General features: G+C 69.8%; 17 protein-coding genes. 4 read left to right on the plus strand and 13 right to left on the minus strand.

All coding sequences use genetic code 11. The features are described from left to right. The first annotated feature begins 1 nt into the window (after position 1). Positions 2–574, plus strand: a complete 573-nt coding sequence (locus ABEB09_RS09455; RefSeq protein ID WP_345689038.1) for a cob(I)yrinic acid a,c-diamide adenosyltransferase — start codon at positions 2–4, stop codon at positions 572–574. A 119-nt stretch (positions 575–693) separates the two neighbouring features. Here ABEB09_RS09455 and ABEB09_RS09460 read toward each other — a convergent pair whose 3' ends face one another. Continuing rightward, entirely contained in the window at positions 694–1,287 is a 594-nt protein-coding gene (locus tag ABEB09_RS09460) for a hypothetical protein (RefSeq protein WP_345689040.1), read from the minus strand. Between the two features lie 160 nt (positions 1,288–1,447). Between ABEB09_RS09460 and ABEB09_RS09465 the strand changes: the two genes are divergently transcribed. The 3 genes from ABEB09_RS09465 (at position 1,448) to ABEB09_RS09475 (ending at position 5,309) form a co-directional block, all read left to right on the plus strand. Beyond that, a complete protein-coding gene (locus tag ABEB09_RS09465; protein WP_345689042.1) occupies positions 1,448–2,656 on the plus strand; it encodes a sensor histidine kinase in 1,209 nt (402 codons plus the stop codon). Continuing rightward, a complete protein-coding gene (locus ABEB09_RS09470) occupies positions 2,653–3,327 on the plus strand; it encodes a response regulator (protein ID WP_345689044.1) in 675 nt (224 codons plus the stop codon). The genes ABEB09_RS09465 and ABEB09_RS09470 overlap by 4 nt, the downstream gene beginning before the upstream one ends. Positions 3,328–3,452: 125 nt before the next feature. Further along, positions 3,453–5,309: a glycosyl hydrolase family 18 protein gene (locus tag ABEB09_RS09475; protein WP_380840631.1), complete on the plus strand. Its 1,857-nt coding sequence runs from the start codon at positions 3,453–3,455 to the stop codon at positions 5,307–5,309. 62 nt (positions 5,310–5,371) lie between these two features. Here the strand turns inward: ABEB09_RS09475 and ABEB09_RS09480 are convergent, their stop codons facing one another. The 12 genes from ABEB09_RS09480 to ABEB09_RS09535 form a co-directional block, all read right to left on the minus strand. Continuing rightward, positions 5,372–5,818, minus strand: coding sequence for a DUF2550 domain-containing protein (locus tag ABEB09_RS09480; protein ID WP_345689046.1), 447 nt, complete (start codon positions 5,816–5,818; stop codon positions 5,372–5,374). A gap of 161 nt (positions 5,819–5,979) precedes the next feature. Next, positions 5,980–6,354, minus strand: coding sequence for a F0F1 ATP synthase subunit epsilon (locus tag ABEB09_RS09485; RefSeq protein WP_345689048.1), 375 nt, complete (start codon positions 6,352–6,354; stop codon positions 5,980–5,982). A 144-nt stretch (positions 6,355–6,498) separates the two neighbouring features. Beyond that, entirely contained in the window at positions 6,499–7,941 is a 1,443-nt protein-coding gene (gene atpD, locus ABEB09_RS09490; RefSeq protein WP_345689050.1) for a F0F1 ATP synthase subunit beta, read from the minus strand. Next, positions 7,941–8,858, minus strand: a complete 918-nt coding sequence (locus tag ABEB09_RS09495; protein ID WP_345689052.1) for a F0F1 ATP synthase subunit gamma — start codon at positions 8,856–8,858, stop codon at positions 7,941–7,943. The genes atpD and ABEB09_RS09495 overlap by 1 nt, the downstream gene beginning before the upstream one ends. Positions 8,859–8,878: 20 nt before the next feature. After that, positions 8,879–10,477, minus strand: a complete 1,599-nt coding sequence (gene atpA, locus ABEB09_RS09500) for a F0F1 ATP synthase subunit alpha (RefSeq protein ID WP_345689054.1) — start codon at positions 10,475–10,477, stop codon at positions 8,879–8,881. 141 nt (positions 10,478–10,618) lie between these two features. Beyond that, on the minus strand, positions 10,619–11,434 hold the full coding sequence (locus ABEB09_RS09505) for a F0F1 ATP synthase subunit delta (RefSeq protein ID WP_345689056.1): 816 nt from the start codon (positions 11,432–11,434) through the stop codon (positions 10,619–10,621). Beyond that, on the minus strand, positions 11,431–11,967 hold the full coding sequence (locus ABEB09_RS09510) for a F0F1 ATP synthase subunit B (RefSeq protein ID WP_380840672.1): 537 nt from the start codon (positions 11,965–11,967) through the stop codon (positions 11,431–11,433). Before ABEB09_RS09510 ends, ABEB09_RS09505 begins: the two co-directional genes overlap by 4 nt. A 56-nt stretch (positions 11,968–12,023) precedes the next feature. Further along, positions 12,024–12,251 (minus strand): ATP synthase subunit c family protein, encoded by a 228-nt coding sequence (locus tag ABEB09_RS09515; RefSeq protein ID WP_084896118.1) that lies wholly within the window; start codon positions 12,249–12,251, stop codon positions 12,024–12,026. A 72-nt stretch (positions 12,252–12,323) separates the two neighbouring features. Further along, complete coding sequence (gene atpB, locus ABEB09_RS09520; RefSeq protein WP_345693886.1) at positions 12,324–13,163, minus strand: F0F1 ATP synthase subunit A; 840 nt, start codon at positions 13,161–13,163, stop codon at positions 12,324–12,326. Between the two features lie 210 nt (positions 13,164–13,373). Next, entirely contained in the window at positions 13,374–13,811 is a 438-nt protein-coding gene (locus ABEB09_RS09525) for a Cg1360 family ATP-synthase-associated protein (RefSeq protein WP_345689061.1), read from the minus strand. 261 nt (positions 13,812–14,072) lie between these two features. Further along, positions 14,073–15,419, minus strand: coding sequence for an MraY family glycosyltransferase (locus ABEB09_RS09530; protein ID WP_345689063.1), 1,347 nt, complete (start codon positions 15,417–15,419; stop codon positions 14,073–14,075). 106 nt (positions 15,420–15,525) lie between these two features. Further along, on the minus strand, positions 15,526–16,797 hold the full coding sequence (locus ABEB09_RS09535) for a serine hydroxymethyltransferase (protein WP_345689065.1): 1,272 nt from the start codon (positions 16,795–16,797) through the stop codon (positions 15,526–15,528). Positions 16,798–16,799: the final 2 nt, after the last annotated feature.

Consider the following 16,799-nt stretch of genomic DNA (forward strand, 5'->3'; position numbering starts at 1 on the left):
CATGGTCAACCTGACACGCATCTACACCCGCACCGGCGACAAGGGCACGACGGCGCTCGGCGACATGAGCCGTACGGCCAAGACGGACCTGCGGATCGCGGCGTACGCCGACGCCAACGAGGCCAACGCCGTCATCGGCACGGCCATCGCGCTGGGCAGCCTTCCCGAGGAGGTCGTGAAGGTCCTCGTCCGTGTGCAGAACGACCTGTTCGACGTGGGCGCCGACCTGTCGACTCCGGTCGTCGAGGACCCGAAGTACCCGCCGCTGCGGGTGGAGCAGTCGTACGTGGACAAGCTGGAGGCGGACTGCGACCGGTTCCTGGCGGACCTGGACAAGCTGCGCTCCTTCATCCTCCCGGGCGGCACGCCGGGCGCGGCGCTCCTGCACCACGCCTGCACGGTCGTACGGCGCGCCGAGCGCTCGACGTGGGCGGCGCTGGAGCTGCACGGCGAGACGATGAACGCCCTGACGGCGACGTATCTGAACCGCCTGTCCGACCTCCTGTTCATCCTGGCCAGGACGGCGAACAAGGAGGTCGGCGACGTGCTGTGGGTGCCGGGCGGGGAACGCTGACCGACACAGCGCCCCGCCCCTGCCGGGCGCCCGGAGGTCGCCCCCGGAAGACACAGCATCCTCACCAGAACGGCCGACAAGCAGGCCGACGACGCGCTGCGGGTACCGGGCGGGGAACGCTAGCGGGGCATCCCCGTGCGTTCGTCGGCCGGCTTTCCCGTGGACCGGTCGGACTCGGGGGTCGGGCGCTTCCTGGGCCAGATCGCGTAGGACAGGGCGATCAGGCCGTGGATGCCGACCGCGCGCCAGGCGGCGCCCATCCAGCTCTGCAGCGGTCCGACGCGGCTCGGGTCGTCGACGTACAGGATGGCGGCGTACAGCAGGACGGTCGCCACGCAGCCGGCCACCAGGGTGCCCAGCCACAGGCGGCCCTCGTACCGGGCGCGGGCCATGCCGTGGCGCGGCGGTCCGGCCGGGCGCGGCGCGCCGGCGAGGCGGTGTGCGGCGTGGCCGTCCAGCCACTTCACGGTGCGGTGGCCGTGGCCGACGGTGTAGCCGATGTACAGCGCGGCGAGGCCGTGCCGCCAGCTCGGCTCGGCTCCGCCCCGGAGGTCGGTCACGGTGGCGACCAGCAGGACGACCTCCAGCAGCGGTTCGCACAGCAGCAGCGCGGCGCCGGTGCGTGGCATCCGCAGCAGGTAGCGTGCGGCCAGTCCGGCCGCCAGCAGCACCCAGAAGCCGACCTCGCAGGCGACGATCAGCGCGACGATCACGACAGTTCCCCCGTCCCTTCTTCCGCTCCCCTCCAGCCTGGCCGCGCCGCCGCCCCGGTACGTCGTCGCCCGTGACGAATCCGCACTGCATCCTTCGATGTAGTCCCGGCTCACCCCGGGCGGGGAGGATCCCGTGCCCGGCACCGTGTTGGATGGACCCGTGACACTCCCCCGGCCCCACCGCGACGACCTCTTCCTGGCTGCCACGGGGCTGGCCGGCGGTCTGCTGCTGTGGTCCCTCGGCCTGTTCAGCCAGGGCACGCGGCACAGCGTGTTCGACGCGTCGTGGCTGCCCCTGGTGCCGCTGCTCGTCGTGACGTCGCTGGAGTTCGTGCGTCGGACGATGCCCCGCACGGCGATCACCGTCGGTACGGTGGCGGTCGTCGCGGACCAGCTGACCCGGGGGAACCTCGCGACGGTCCTGATGTTCACGGACCTGGTGTACGCGTCCGTCGTGTACGGCACGCCCGCCTCCGCCCGGCGGATCCCGGTCACCACCGGGCTGATCACCATCGGTGTGGGCCTCGGAGCGCTGGCCTGGTTCCGCGAGCCGTGGGCGCTGCTCCTCGGCGTGGTCACCGGCCTGGTCTCGTTCGTGCCCGCCACCACCGGCGCCGTGGTCCGCAACCACCGGCAGGCCGCCGACATGGCGCGGCTGCGCGCGGAGCAGACGGCCCTGCTGGCCGAGATGGACCGTACGCAGGCGGTGGTGGCCGAGCGGGCCCGGATGGCGCGCGAACTGCACGACATGGTCGCCGGGCATCTGTCGGCGATCGCCATCCACTCCACCGCCGCGCTGTCGCTCGACGACCCGCAGACGAATCGCGACGCGCTGGGGGTGATCCGGGAGAACAGCGTCGAGGGCCTGGCGGAGATGCGCCGGCTGATCGGCCTGCTCCGGGACAGTGCCGGCCACGAGGAGCCCGCCGCCGCCCCCACGCTCGCGGGCCTCGCCGCGCTGGTGCGGCACGCCGAGGTGAACGGCGCGGCGAGCGAGCTGACGTTCACGCTGGCCGACCGCCGCCCGCAGGACGACCCGGCGCTGCCGGCGCCGGTGGAGCTGGCCGCGTACCGGATCGTGCAGGAGTCCCTGACGAACGCGCTCAAGCACGCGGACCCTGGCTGTGTCGCCGTCGTCCTGGAGCGAACGGACGAGGCGCTGACCGTACGGGTGACCAGTCCGTTCGGCAACGGGGCGCCCGGACCGAGGGTGCCCGGCTCGGGGGCGGGGCTGGTCGGGATGGAGGAGCGGGTGGCCCTGCTGGGCGGGCGGTTCGAGGCGGGGCCGGTGCCGGAGCACGGGCACAAGATCTGGCGGGTGCACGCGGTGCTGCCCGTGGCGGAGGACGACAAGGAGCCGTCGGCATGACAGGAACAGCGGGGTCGGCGCGGATCCGCGTACTGGTGGCGGAGGACCAGCGGGCCGTACGGGCCGGTCTCGTCCTCATCCTGCGCAGTGCCCCGGACATCGAGGTGGTGGGCGAGGCGGGCGACGGCGAGGAGGCCGTGCGGCTGGCCCGCGAGCTGCGCCCGGACCTGGTACTGATGGACGTTCAGATGCCCCTGCTGGACGGCGTGTCGGCGACCCGCCAGGTGGTGGCCGAGTCGCTGGCGGACGTGCTGGTGCTGACCACGTTCGACCTGGACGAGTACGTCTTCGGCGCGCTGCGGGCGGGGGCCGCCGGGTTCCTGCTGAAGAACACCGAGGCGCGGGACCTGGTCGAGGCGGTACGGACGGTGGCGCGCGGCGAGGGCCTGATCGCGCCGGCGGTGACCCGGCGGCTGATCGCCGAGTTCGCCGCGCCGAAGCCCGGCCACCCGGCGCCGGGCGGGCCCGATCCCGCCGTACTGGACCCGCTGACGCGGCGCGAGCGCGAGGTGCTGTCCTGCCTGGGCGAGGGGCTGTCGAACGCGGAGGTCGCGCGCCGTCTGGACATGGCGGAGGCGACGGTGAAGACCCACGTCAGCCGCCTGCTGGGGAAGCTCGGTCTGCGCAGCAGGGCGCAAGCGGCCGTGCTCGCGCGGGAGTTGAACGTCTGACCGCACACCTTCGACGGGTGGTCTGGACCTCTTGACGATTGGTCCAGACCTTCCTACGCTCACGGCGCGCACCCTTCATGACGCACGGACCCCCACCTTGTCCGTCCGCAACTTGAGGAGCACCGTTGAGCACGAGCACTCAAGCACTTCCGCGCAGATCGAGATTCCGGGCCAGAGCCACGGCCGGACTGACCGCCCTGTTGCTCCCCCTGGCCGCCATGGTCGGCCTCGCCTCCCCCGCCGAGGCCGCCGCCTCGGCGACCGCCACGTACACCAAGGTCTCCGACTGGGGCAGTGGCTTCGAGGGCAAGTGGACGGTGAAGAACACCGGCACCACCACCCTCAGCTCCTGGACCGTCGAGTGGGACTTCCCCTCCGGCACCTCCGTGACCTCCGCCTGGGACGCCGACGTCACCGGCAGCGGCACCCACTGGACCGCCAAGAACAAGAGCTGGAACGGCACCCTCGCCCCCGGCGCCTCCGTCTCCTTCGGGTTCAACGGCACCGGCACCGGCTCCCCCTCCGGCTGCAAGCTGAACGGCGGGTCCTGCGACGGCGGCAGCCTCCCCGGCGACAACCCGCCCTCCGCACCCGGCACCCCGACCGCGTCCGGCATCACCGACACCTCGGTGAAGCTCACCTGGACCGCCGCCACCGACGACAAGGGCGTCAAGAACTACGACGTCCTGCGCGGCGGCGCCAAGGTCGCCACGGTCACCGGCCTGACGTACACGGACACCGGCCTGACCGCCGGCACCGACTACACGTACAGCGTCCAGGCCCGCGACACCGCCGACCAGACGGGCCCCGCCGGCGGCTCCGTCGCGGTCCGCACCACCGGCGGCACCGGCCCCGGCCCCGGCCCGTCCTCCACGGTCAAGCTGGGCTACTTCACCAACTGGGGCGTCTACGGACGCAACTACCACGTCAAGAACCTGGTGACGTCCGGCTCCGCCGAGAAGATCACGCACATCAACTACGCCTTCGGCAACGTCCAGGGCGGCAAGTGCACCATCGGCGACGCCTACGCCGACTACGACAAGGCGTACACCGCCGACCAGTCCGTGGACGGCGTCCCCGACACCTGGGACCAGCCGCTGCGCGGCAACTTCAACCAGCTGCGCAAGCTGAAGGCCAAGTACCCGCACATCAAGGTGCTGTGGTCGTTCGGCGGCTGGACCTGGTCCGGCGGCTTCCCGCAGGCCGTACAGAACCCGGCCGCCTTCGCGCAGTCCTGCTACGACCTGGTCGAGGACCCGCGCTGGGCCGATGTCTTCGACGGCATCGACCTCGACTGGGAGTACCCCAACGCCTGCGGTCTGTCCTGTGACACCAGCGGCCCGGCCGCCTTCGCCACCATGATGAAGGCGATGCGCGCCAAGTTCGGCCCGAACAACCTGGTCACCGCGGCCATCACCGCCGACGCCTCAGCCGGCGGCAAGATCGACGCCGCCGACTACGGCCCGGCCGCGCAGTACGCCGACTGGTACAACGTGATGACGTACGACTTCTTCGGCGCCTGGGCCGCCAAGGGCCCGACGGCCCCGCACTCCCCGCTCACCTCGTACCCCGGCATCCCGCAGGCGGGCTTCAACTCCGCCGAGGCCATCGCCAAGCTCAAGGCCAAGGGCGTGCCCTCCGCGAAGCTGCTGCTCGGCATCGGCTTCTACGGGCGCGGCTGGACCGGCGTGACCCAGAAGGAGCCGGGCGGCACCGCCACCGGCCCCGCGGCCGGCACGTACGAGCAGGGCATCGAGGACTACAAGGTCCTCAAGAACTCCTGCCCGGCCAACGGCACGGTCGCCGGCACCGCCTACGCGCACTGCGGCACCAACTGGTGGAGCTACGACACCCCGACGACGATCACGTCCAAGATGGCCTGGGCCAAGAACCAGGGCCTGGGCGGAGCGTTCTTCTGGGAGTTCAGCGGCGACACCGGCAACGGTGAGCTGGTGGCCGCGATCAACAGCGGCCTGCGGTAAACACCCCCGAACGACGTCGAGCCGCACCGTAAGGTGCGGCTCGACGCATGTGCGGGAAATCCTCAGGCGACGTTCACCCTCTGCCCCGGAGGCGCCGCCTCCAGCCATGCGAGAAAGCCGGTGAGAGCGTCCTCGCTCATCGCCAGCTCCAGTCGGGTCCCCCGGTGCAGACAGCCCAGCACCACGGCGTCCGACAGCAGCGCCAGCTCCTCCTCGCCCTCCGGCATCCGGCGCGCGAGCACCTCGATGGCGGAGCGCTCCAGGATGCGACGCGGCCGCGGCGCGTACGAGAAGACGCGGAACCAGGCGATCTGATCACCGCTGTAGCGGGCGACGCCGTAGATCCAGCCCTTGCCGGAGGGGTCGCCCTCCTCCGGAACGTTCCAGCGCAGGCTGCAGTCGAAAGTGCCGCCGGAGCGCTGGATGAGGCGCCGGCGCAGGCCGAAGACGAAGAGCCCGATCACCACCAGTGCGACGACCAGTGCGCTCACCAGCAGAGCGAGGAACATCTCCACCGACCTCCTCGCATCGTCCCGTAACGGAATACAACCTGCACCTGCATCGCCTCAGCCGCGGCCCGGTCTGGAGACATCCAGCCCGAGCCGCGGCTGAGGGGTGCCGCGCCACCCCGGGTACGGGGCGGCCGGCGACGTTCACCGGTGGCGGAGCGCTAGTGCGCCGCCACCGCACGCAGCCGGATCTCGGCGCGCCGCTCGGCGGCGGCGTCCGACTCCGACTTCGCACGCTCCAGCGCGCGCTCGGCACGCTGGGTGTCGATCTCATCCGCCAGCTCGGCGATCTCCGCGAGCAGCGACAGCTTGTTGTCCGCGAACGAGATGAAACCGCCGTGCACGGCCGCGACGACCGTTCCACCATCGCTCGTACGGATGGTCACCGGGCCCGACTCCAGCACACCGAGCAGCGGCTGGTGGCCGGGCATGACGCCGATGTCGCCGGACGTGGTGCGCGCGATGACCAGGGTGGCCTCGCCGGACCAGACACTCCGGTCCGCGGCGACCAGCTCGACGTGCAGCTCAGCAGCCAAGGGTGGCTCCTCGGGTCACCACCCGGCCGTATCGCCGGGTGTTGGTTCACAAGTCTAGTAGGGCCGTCGGCGTCGAAACGCCTAGACCGGGTGGTGCAGCGGAAGGGGGCGGGACGGACCCGCCCCCTTCACCAGTCACTGCGCTCAGGAAACGCCCAGTTCCTTCGCGTTCTTCTTGAGGTCCTCGAGACCACCGCACATGAAGAACGCCTGCTCCGGGAAGTGGTCGAACTCACCGTCGCAGATCGCGTTGAACGCGGCGATCGACTCGTCGAGCGGAACGTCCGAACCGTCCACGCCGGTGAACTGCTTCGCCGCGTGGGTGTTCTGGGACAGGAAGCGCTCGACACGACGGGCACGGTGGACGACCAGCTTGTCCTCCTCGCCCAGCTCGTCGATACCGAGGATCGCGATGATGTCCTGGAGGTCCTTGTACTTCTGCAGGATCCCCTTGACGCGCATGGCGGCCTGGTAGTGGTCCTGCGAGATGTACCGCGGGTCCAGGATGCGGGACGTGGAGTCCAGCGGGTCCACGGCCGGGTAGATGCCCTTCTCGGAGATCGGACGGGAGAGAACCGTCGTCGCGTCGAGGTGGGCGAAGGTGGTGGCCGGGGCCGGGTCGGTCAGGTCGTCCGCGGGGACGTAGATCGCCTGCATCGAGGTGATCGAGTGACCACGCGTCGAGGTGATGCGCTCCTGCAGCAGACCCATCTCGTCCGCCAGGTTCGGCTGGTAACCCACCGCGGACGGCATACGGCCGAGCAGGGTGGACACCTCGGAACCGGCCTGGGTGAACCGGAAGATGTTGTCGATGAAGAAGAGCACGTCCTGCTTCTGCACATCGCGGAAGTACTCCGCCATGGTCAGACCGGCCAGGGCGACGCGCAGACGGGTGCCCGGGGGCTCGTCCATCTGACCGAAGACCAGCGCGGTCTTGTCGAGGACGCCGGACTCCTCCATCTCCTGGATGAGGTCGTTGCCCTCACGCGTACGCTCACCGACGCCGGCGAACACGGAAACGCCCTCGTGCAGCTTCGCCACACGCATGATCATTTCCTGGATCAGAACGGTCTTGCCGACACCGGCGCCACCGAACAGACCGATCTTTCCACCCTTGACGTACGGGGTGAGCAGGTCGACGACCTTGAGGCCGGTCTCGAACATCTCGGTCTTCGACTCGAGGTCCTCGAACTTCGGGGCCTTGCGGTGGATCGCCCAGCGCTCGGTCTCCTGGCCGTTGGCCTCGGGCTCGTTCAGCACCTCACCGAGGGTGTTGAACACCTTGCCCTTGGTGAAGTCGCCGACCGGCACGGTGATGCCCTCACCGGTGTCGGTCACCGGGGCCTGGCGGACCAGGCCGTCGGTGGGGTTCATCGAGATCGCGCGGACAAGGCCCTCACCGAGGTGCTGGGCGACCTCGAGGGTCAGCGTCTTGGTGGAGCCGGGGGTCGCCGGGTCCGGGACCTCGACGGTCAGCGCGTTGTAGATCTCCGGCATCGCGTCGACGGGGAACTCCACGTCGACGACCGGGCCGATGACCCGCGCGACGCGGCCCGTCGCCGTGGCCGTCTCAACAGTGGTGGTCATTAGTAGTCACTCCCCGCGGTCGCGTCGGCCAGGGCGCTCGCGCCACCGACGATCTCGCTGATTTCCTGGGTGATTTCGGCCTGGCGGGCCTGGTTGGCAAGACGGGTGTACGTGTTGATCAGTTCACCCGCGTTGTCGGTCGCCGACTTCATCGCCTTGCGCCGGGAGGCGTGCTCGGAGGCCGCGGCCTGGAGCAGGGCGTTGTAGATACGGCTCTCGACGTACCGGGGCAGAAGGGCGTCCAGGACGTCCTCCGCCGACGGCTCGAACTCGAACAGCGGCAGCAGCTCCGCCTTCGCGCCCTCGCCGGCCTCGGCCTCGGAGAGGCTGAGCGGCAGCAGCCGGTCGTCGACCGGCGTCTGCGTCAGCATCGACACGAACTCGGTGAACACGATGTGGATCTCGTCCACACCGCCCTCCGCCGTGTCCTTCCCGATCGCCTCGATCAGCGGAGCCGCGATGTTCTTGGCGTCCGCGTACGACGGGTTGTCGGTGAAGCCGGTCCACGAGTCGGCGATCGCCATCTCACGGAAGCTGTAGTAGGCGACACCCTTGCGGCCGACGATGTACGTGTCGACCGCCTTGCCCTCGCCACGGAGCCGCTCGGTGAGCTTGGCCGCCGTCTTGATGGCGTTGGAGGAGTAGCCTCCGGCCAGGCCGCGGTCGCTCGTGAGGAGCAGGACCGCGGCACGGGTCGGGTTGTCCGCCTCCGTGGTCAGCGGGTGCTTGGTGTTCGAGCCGGTCGCCACCGCCGTGACCGCGCGGGTCAGCTCGGTCGCGTACGGCGTGGAGGCCGCCACCTTGCGCTGCGCCTTGACGATGCGCGAGGCGGAGATCATCTCCATCGCCTTGGTGATCTTCTTCGTCGCGGTGACCGACTTGATACGACGCTTGTAGACCCGGAGCTGGGCTCCCATGAGTCAGGTCCCTTCCGTCGTCACTTCGAGACGTTGACGGCGGCCGGGGCGTCCTCGCCGAGCAGCTTGCCGTCCGACGTCTCGAACTGCTTCTTGAAGTCGGCGATGCAGTCCGCGATCTTCTGCAGCGTGTCGTCCGACATCTTTCCGCCTTCGCGGATCGAGGTCATGAGCGACTTGTGCTCGCGGTGCAGGAAGTCCAGCAGCTCCTTCTCGAAGCGGCGGATGTCCTCGACCGGGACGTCGTCCATCTTGCCGTTGGTGCCGGCCCAGACCGAGACGACCTGGTTCTCCGTGGCCATCGGGTCGTACTGCGGCTGCTTCAGCAGCTCGACCATGCGCTTACCGCGCTCCAGGGCGGCCTTCGACGCGGCGTCCAGGTCGGAACCGAAGGCGGCGAACGCCTCCAGCTCGCGGTACTGGGCGAGGTCCACGCGGAGACGGCCGGAGACCTGGCGCATCGCCTTGTGCTGGGCGGAGCCACCGACACGCGACACGGAGATACCGACGTTCAGGGCCGGGCGCTGACCGGCGTTGAACAGGTCGGACTCCAGGAAGCACTGGCCGTCGGTGATGGAGATGACGTTGGTCGGGATGAACGCCGAGACGTCGTTGGCCTTGGTCTCGACGATCGGCAGACCGGTCATCGAGCCGGCACCCATGTCGTCGGAGAGCTTGGCGCAGCGCTCCAGGAGACGGGAGTGCAGGTAGAAGACGTCACCCGGGTAGGCCTCACGGCCCGGCGGGCGGCGCAGCAGCAGCGAGACGGCACGGTAGGCGTCGGCCTGCTTCGACAGGTCGTCGAAGATGATCAGGACGTGCTTGCCCTCGTACATCCACTGCTGACCGATGGCGGAGCCGGTGTAGGGCGCCAGGTACTTGAAGCCGGCCGGGTCGGACGCCGGGGCGGCGACGATGGTCGTGTACTCCAGGGCACCGGCCTCCTCCAGCGCACCCCGGACGGAGGCGATGGTGGAGCCCTTCTGGCCGATGGCGACGTAGATGCAGCGGACCTGCTTCTTCGGGTCGCCGGTGCGCCAGTTGTCGCGCTGGTTGATGATCGTGTCGACGGCCAGGGCGGTCTTGCCGGTCTGACGGTCACCGATGATCAGCTGGCGCTGACCACGGCCGATCGGGGTCATGGCGTCGACGGCCTTGTAGCCGGTCTCCATCGGCTCGTGCACCGACTTGCGCTGCATGACCGTGGGGGCCTGCAGCTCGAGGGCGCGGCGGCCGGACGTCTCGATCTCGCCGAGGCCGTCGATCGGGTTGCCGAGCGGGTCGACGACGCGACCCAGGTAGCCCTCGCCGACGGCGACGGACAGGACCTCGCCGGTGCGCTGGACCGGCTGGCCCTCCTCGATGCCGCTGAACTCACCGAGGACAATGGCACCGATCTCGCGCTCCTCGAGGTTGAGGGCGAGGCCGAGGGTGCCGTCCTCGAACTTCAGCAGCTCGTTGGCCATGGTCGAGGGCAGGCCCTCGACCTTAGCGATGCCGTCGCCGGCAAGGCTGACAGTGCCGACCTCCTCGCGCGAGGCCGCGTCCGGCTTGTACGACTGGACGAAGTTCTCCAGCGCGTCCCGGATCTCCTCCGGCCGGATCGTGAGCTCCGCCATCTGGGTTCCCTGCTCTCCTTGTTGGGCCCGAAGTTTCCTTGGGGGGATCTGGGGGCTCCCCCCAGAACTTCTGCATCCTGTGCACGGCCCAACCGGGCCGTAGGTAACGCTTTTTGAGTTTGGTGACCTGGTCCGCGCCGGTCAGTCGGCCAGTCGCCGGGTCGCCTCGGCGAGGCGGCTCGCGATCGTGCCGTTGACGACCTCGTCGCCGACCCGCACCTGGATCCCGCCGAGGACCGCCGGGTCCACGTCGAGGTTGAGGTGCATCTGGCGGCCGTACAGCTTCGCCAGCACGGCGCCGAGGCGCTGCTTCTGCTGGTCGGTGAGCGGCACCGCCGAGGTGACGACCGCGACCATCCGGTCCCGGCGCGCCGCGGCGAGCTTGGACAGGGACTCGAGTCCCGCCTCCAGGCTACGTCCCCGCGGGTGCGTCACGAGGCGGACGATCAGTCGCTCGGTGCCCGGGGTGGCACGGCCGCCCAGGAGGCTGCGGAGCAGCTCGCCCTTGGCGGTGGCCGTCGCGGCCCGGTCGGTGAGCGCGGCGCGCAGGTCCGGCGTGGAGGCGGTGATCCGGGCGAACCGGAACAGCTCGTCCTCGACGTCGTCGAGCGTGCCGGCCTTCTGGGCCGCGGTGAGGTCCGCGGTGTCCGCCAGCTCCTCGATCGCGTCGACCAGGTCGCGCGACTGGGACCAGCGGGAACGGACCATGCCGGAGACCAGGTCGACGGTCTCGCCGCCCACCTGACCGCTCAGCAGTCGCGTGGCGAGCTCGGCCTTGGCCTCGCCGGCCTGCGCCGGGTCGGTCAGGACCCGACGCAGCGACACCTCGCGGTCGAGCAGCGCGGTGACGGCGGCCAGCTCGTCGGCGAGCTTCGCCGCGTCGACCGACGTGTTGTCGGTCAGCGCGTCGAGGCGCTCGCGCGCGGCAGCCAGTGCCTCGCGGCTCGCTCCGTTCATCGGGCGGCCTCGGCCTTCTCCTCGAGCTCGTCGAGGAAGCGGTCGATCGTGCGGCTCTGGCGGGCGACGTCCTCGAGGGACTCGCCGACCAGCTTGCCGGCCAGGTCGGTGGCGAGCTTGCCGACGTCCTGGCGCAGAGCGGTGGCCGCGGCCTTGCGGTCGGCCTCGATCTGCGCGTGGCCGGCGGCGATGATCTCTTCGCGCTGGCGCTGGCCTTCCGCCTTCATCTCCTGGATGATCGCGGTGCCCTGCTCCTGTGCCTCCTGGCGCAGGCGGGCGGCTTCGTGGCGAGCCTCGGCGAGCTGAGCCCTGTACTGCTCGAGCACACTCTGGGCCTCGATCTGAGCCGCCTCGGCCTTCTCGATGCCACCCTCGATGGCCTCGCGGCGCTCCTCCAGAACCTTGTTGATGTTCGGGAGGAGCTTCTTGGCGAGAAAACCGAAGACGATGACAAAGGCGATCAGACCGATGACCACCTCAGGCCACGGCGGGATGAGAGGATTCTCCTTCTCACCCTCTTGCGCCAGGATCATGGCGAGGTTCACATCAGTGCCTTTCGTCTAAAGAGGCTGGTCGTCGCTACTCGGAATCAGGAGTAGACGAACGGCATGACCATGCCGATGAGGGCGAGCGCCTCACAGAAGGCGAAGCCGAGGATCTGGTTGGCGCGGATCAGACCGGCAGCCTCGGGCTGACGGGCCAGGGCCTGCGTGCCGTTGCCGAAGATGATGCCGACGCCGACGCCGGGGCCGATGGCCGCGAGGCCGTAACCGACGGAGCTGAGGGAACCTTCGACGGCAGCAAGGGTCTGGGACATGCCAGTTCTTCCTTCTCTTTCAGGACCGGTGGGGGTTGGCCACCGGACGTTGGGGGGCGGTGGGCGCGAGGATCAGTGGTGGTCGACGAGCGCACCCTGGATGTAGGTGCAGGCCAGCAGAACGAAGACGTACGCCTGAACGGCCTGGACGAAGAGCTCGAAGGCGGTCATGACGATCGTCATGATGAAGCTGACGCCGGCGTAGGCGATGCCGATGCCGTTCAGCAGGTACCAGCTGGCGATGGTGAAGAGCAGCAGCAGGGTGTGACCGGCGAACATGTTCGCGAAGAGTCGCACGGCGTGGGTGAACGGCCGCAGGATCACGTTCGAGAGGAACTCGATGGCCATCACCAGCGGCAGGACGGCGCCGAGGGACTTGTCGTAGCCGGTGACGTTCTTGAACCAGCCGACGACGCCGTGCTTCTTGACCGTCAGGCCCATCCAGAGGACGTACACCAGCCCGGCGAGCGCGGCGGGGTAGGCGATGATCGAGGTCACGGGGAACTGCGCGAGCGGGACGATGGACCAGAGGTTCATCATCCAGACGAAGAAGAAGATCGAGACCATCAGAGGGACGTACTTCTCGCCCTCCTTCTTCCCGAGGGTCTCGTAGACGATCCCGCGGCGGACGAAGTCGTAACCCGCCTCGGCCACCATCTGGAGCTTGCCGGGAACGACCTTCGGCTTGGCGAACGCGGCCCAGAAGAAGCCCACGATGATGATGCTGCCGAGCAGGGCCAGCAGCATGACCTTGTTGAAGTAGAGGCCGTTGCCATCGGCGTTGCCCCAGAGCGGCTCGAACAGGAACGAGTGCAGGCCCGGGCCCGGGAAGCCGCATCCGGAGAAGATGTGGCAGTCGGTCTCGAAAGCGAGCACCTGAGTCGGGTCAGCACTCACCGCGGGCTCCTTCAGCGTGGGGCATAGGTACGGCAACCTCGTTGTGTCGGCGCGGCGCGCAGCCGCGGGTCGGCACTGGACTGGTCTTACGGATGTTGGGGCGGCTGGGGGGCATCAAGCCTCGCGAATGGGCAGGCGTCAGCTCGAATGCCCGCGCCCGCGATGCCGCAGTTGGCACCGGACGATAGCAGGATCGCGAACCCGCACTTATACCGCCCCTACCTTTCACGGCTTCGACCCCTTGCTTCCGGGCTTTTCGGAGCCGGAAGCGTCGGGATCGACGTAAAAGATCTTGGCCTTCATGTGCGCTCGGGTCTGCGCGGAGATCCAGATCAGGGTCAGCGCGACCAGCGAGATCGCGAAGGCCTTGGGGTGGAACAGCGTCGTGTCCTTGAAGACGGCGACGAAGACGAACAACAGCAGCAGCTGAGCCGCGTAGAGCATCAGGCCCATGGCCTGGAACAGCTGCGGGAGCGTCTTGGCCACACGCTGCAGGATGACCAGCCCCGCCCCCATGAAGACGATGACCACGCCCGTCGCGATGAGCGCGCCGACCGCCCCTTCGCCGCCCGCCACCACGGCGCTGACCACGGCGGCGACGGCGCCGGCGGCAGCGGTGGGTACGGCAGCCTGAAGGAGGGTGCGGACGTCATTGGACGGCATGGCGGCATCTCCGCTTACTGGTGGGGGCAGTGGTGTCGTCATGGACGAGCGTAAGCCCGGTTCGAGGCAGGTCTCGAAGCCAACGGGCCATCGCACTAGGGCCCTTCGGCACTGTCGCCGGGTCTCGTGAACGGTATCACAAACTATTTGAAGAGGTCTTTACCCGGAGGTGTGCTGACTCTCACACATGAGAGTGACCCTGCGCGTGTGTGCAGGACAGCGCGACCCTTTGTCTGCTAATGAGCCCCGACGGCCGTTTCGTCAACGCGACGTTCCGGCCTTCCGCCGTTCGGGGAGGTGCGAACGGGCCCCGATGGCGGTCGCCCCGTTGACTCCGGCGGGGATCCGCACGGGCTCCTCCGCGGGCTCCGCTCCGTCGACGCCGTCGACGCCCTCCACGCCGTCGACGCGGACGAGCTGCGTCCGGGCCGGCGCCACCTTGCGGCGCCGGTAGCGCGGCGGCACGAACGACTCGGCCCAGCGGGGCGCGCGCGGGTGGAAGCGCGGCAGGAGCAGCAGGACCAGGCCGACGGCGCTCAGCGCCACGATCGGCAGCACGATCCACATGGACGCGGAGTGCACGGAGTAGGTCAGCGTGCCGAAGGCGATCAGCGCGGACCAGAAGTACATGATCAGGACGGCGCGGCTGTGCGAGTGGCCGATCTCCAGCAGCCGGTGGTGGAGGTGGCCGCGGTCGGCGGCGAACGGCGACTGGCCGTTCCAGGTGCGGCGCACGATGGCCAGGACGAGGTCCGCCATCGGGATGGCGATGATCGTCAGCGGCAGCAGCAGCGGGATGAAGACCGGCAGCGCGGCGTGCGTGGCCTGGCGGGTCGAGCCCTCGAAGATCTTCAGCGCGTCGGGGTCGACCTGGCCCGTGATCGAGATGGCGGACGCGGCCAGCACCAGGCCGATGAGCATCGAGCCGGAGTCGCCCATGAAGATGCGCGCCGGGTGCATGTTGTGCGGCAGGAAGCCCAGGCACATGCCCATCAGCACGGCCGCGAACAGCGTCGCCGGGGCGGCGGCCTCGATGCCGTACCCGAACCAGATCCGGTAGGCATAGAGGAAGAAGGCGGCCGCGGCGATGCAGACCATGCCGGAGGCGAGGCCGTCGAGGCCGTCGACGAAGTTCACGGCGTTGATGGTCAGGACGACCAGGGCCACCGTCAGGAGCGTGCCCTGCCACTGCGTCAGGCCGACCGTGCCGATGCCGGGGATGGGCAGCCAGAGGATCGTCAGACCCTGCATGACCATCACGCCCGCGGCGATCATCTGGCCGCCGAGCTTGATCAGCGCGTCGATCTCGAACTTGTCGTCGAGGACGCCGATCAGCCAGATCAGGGCCGCGCCGGAGAGCAGCGCGCGCGGCTCGTTGGACAGCGCGAAGACGCTGTTGAGCCGGTCCAGGTGGTCGGCGACGAGGAGGCCCGCGCACAGGCCGAAGAACATGGCGATACCGCCGAGCCGCGGTGTGGGCTCGCGGTGCACGTCGCGGGCGCGGATCTCCGGCATGGCTCCGGCCGCGATGGCGAACTTCCGCACCGGCCCGGTGAGCAGATAGGTCACCGCGGCCGTGATGCAGAGCGTCAGCAGGTAGTCACGCACGGGCTGCCCCAGAGGAATCGCTGGCCATCTCAGCCCCACACCCTAGTCCCGCCGCCCATGTGGTGGAGGACACCGGAGAGCGGCGCACGGTTGCAGGTGGGTGCGTCTACCCCCGATACGGTGGAAATCGCTCGGCGAGTTCACGCACCTCGGCGCGTACGGCGCGGGCCTCGTCCTCGCCCCGTACGGCTGCCGCGAACAGGACGGCGATCCGCTCCATCTCCGGGGCGCCCATGCCCTGGGTGGTCACCGCGGCGGTCCCGAAGCGGATGCCGCGGCCGTCGCCGTACGGCAGGGCGCAGGTGTCCAGGACCATCCCCGCGGCCGCGAGGCGGGCGCGTGCGGTGCGTCCGTCGACGCTGTGGGGGCCGGGGTCTGCGGTGATCAGATGCGTGTCCGTGCCGCCGGTGGTGATCGTGAAGCCGTGCCGCCCGAGCGCCTCGGCGAGGACGCGGGCGTTGGCGACCACCCGATGGGCGTACGCGTGGAACACGGGGGTCGCCGCCTCGCCGAACGCGACGGCCTTCGCGGCGATGGTGTGCATCTGGGCGCCGCCCTGCGTGAACGGGAACACCGCCCGATCGATCCGCTCGGCCAGCTCCTGTCCGCACAGGATCATGCCGCCGCGCGGCCCGCGCAGCACCTTGTGCGTCGTGGCGCACACGACGTCGGCGTGCGGTACGGGGCTGGGGGCGGCGCCGCCGGCGACGAGGCCGATCGGATGGGCCGCGTCGGCGATCAGCGCGGCGCCGACCTCGTCGGCGATCTCCCGGAACTCGGCGTAGTCGATGTGCCGGGGGTACGAGATCGAGCCGCACACGATGGCCTTGGGGCGGTGCTGGTGGGCGAGGTCACGCACCTGGGCGTAGTCGATGAGCCCGCTCTCGGCGTCGACGCCGTACGGGACGAAGGTGAACCACCGGCCGGAGAAGTTGGCGGGTGAGCCGTGCGTGAGGTGCCCGCCGTGGGCGAGGCCCATGGCGAGGACGGTGTCCCCGGGACGCAGCAGCGCCGCGTACGCCGCGAGGACGGCGGAGGACCCGGAGTGCGCCTGTACGTTGGCGTGCTCGGCGCCGAACAGCGTACGCGCCCGCTCGACGGCCAGGCGCTCGGCGGCGTCCGCGTACTCGCACCCGCCGTGGTGGCGACGGCCCGGATAGCCCTCGGCGTACTTGTTGGCGAGCGGCGAGCCGAGCGCGGCGAGCACGGCGGGCGAGACGAAGTTCTCGGCGGCGATCAGCTGGAGGCTGTCGCTCTGGCGGCGCGCCTCCCCCGCCAGCACGTCGGCGATCTCGGGGTCCTGCCGCCGCAGGACGTCGTCGGCGTCCTCCCCGTGCGCGCGCGTCCGCGCGTCCTCGACTCCAGCGGTGACCGGCATGA

Origin of the sequence: Streptomyces coeruleoprunus, from assembly GCF_039542925.1 — a bacterium.
In the GTDB taxonomy this organism is placed as follows: Bacteria; Actinomycetota; Actinomycetes; order Streptomycetales; family Streptomycetaceae; genus Streptomyces; species Streptomyces coeruleoprunus.

What these genes read in the sequence shown, in the direction of transcription:
- ABEB09_RS09515 (WP_084896118.1), bottom strand. Translation starts at nt 12,251, where the DNA reads ATGTCCCAGACCCTTGCTGCCGTCGAAGGTTCCCTCAGCTCCGTCGGT.
- ABEB09_RS09510 (WP_380840672.1), bottom strand. Translation starts at nt 11,967, where the DNA reads ATGATCCTGGCGCAAGAGGGTGAGAAGGAGAATCCTCTCATCCCGCCG.
- atpA (WP_345689054.1), bottom strand. Translation starts at nt 10,477, where the DNA reads ATGGCGGAGCTCACGATCCGGCCGGAGGAGATCCGGGACGCGCTGGAG.
- ABEB09_RS09495 (WP_345689052.1), bottom strand. Translation starts at nt 8,858, where the DNA reads ATGGGAGCCCAGCTCCGGGTCTACAAGCGTCGTATCAAGTCGGTCACC.
- ABEB09_RS09525 (WP_345689061.1), bottom strand. Translation starts at nt 13,811, where the DNA reads ATGCCGTCCAATGACGTCCGCACCCTCCTTCAGGCTGCCGTACCCACC.
- ABEB09_RS09470 (WP_345689044.1), top strand. Translation starts at nt 2,653, where the DNA reads ATGACAGGAACAGCGGGGTCGGCGCGGATCCGCGTACTGGTGGCGGAG.
- atpD (WP_345689050.1), bottom strand. Translation starts at nt 7,941, where the DNA reads ATGACCACCACTGTTGAGACGGCCACGGCGACGGGCCGCGTCGCGCGG.
- ABEB09_RS09535 (WP_345689065.1), bottom strand. Translation starts at nt 16,797, where the DNA reads ATGCCGGTCACCGCTGGAGTCGAGGACGCGCGGACGCGCGCGCACGGG.
- ABEB09_RS09455 (WP_345689038.1), top strand. Translation starts at nt 2, where the DNA reads ATGGTCAACCTGACACGCATCTACACCCGCACCGGCGACAAGGGCACG.
- ABEB09_RS09480 (WP_345689046.1), bottom strand. Translation starts at nt 5,818, where the DNA reads ATGTTCCTCGCTCTGCTGGTGAGCGCACTGGTCGTCGCACTGGTGGTG.
- ABEB09_RS09505 (WP_345689056.1), bottom strand. Translation starts at nt 11,434, where the DNA reads ATGAACGGAGCGAGCCGCGAGGCACTGGCTGCCGCGCGCGAGCGCCTC.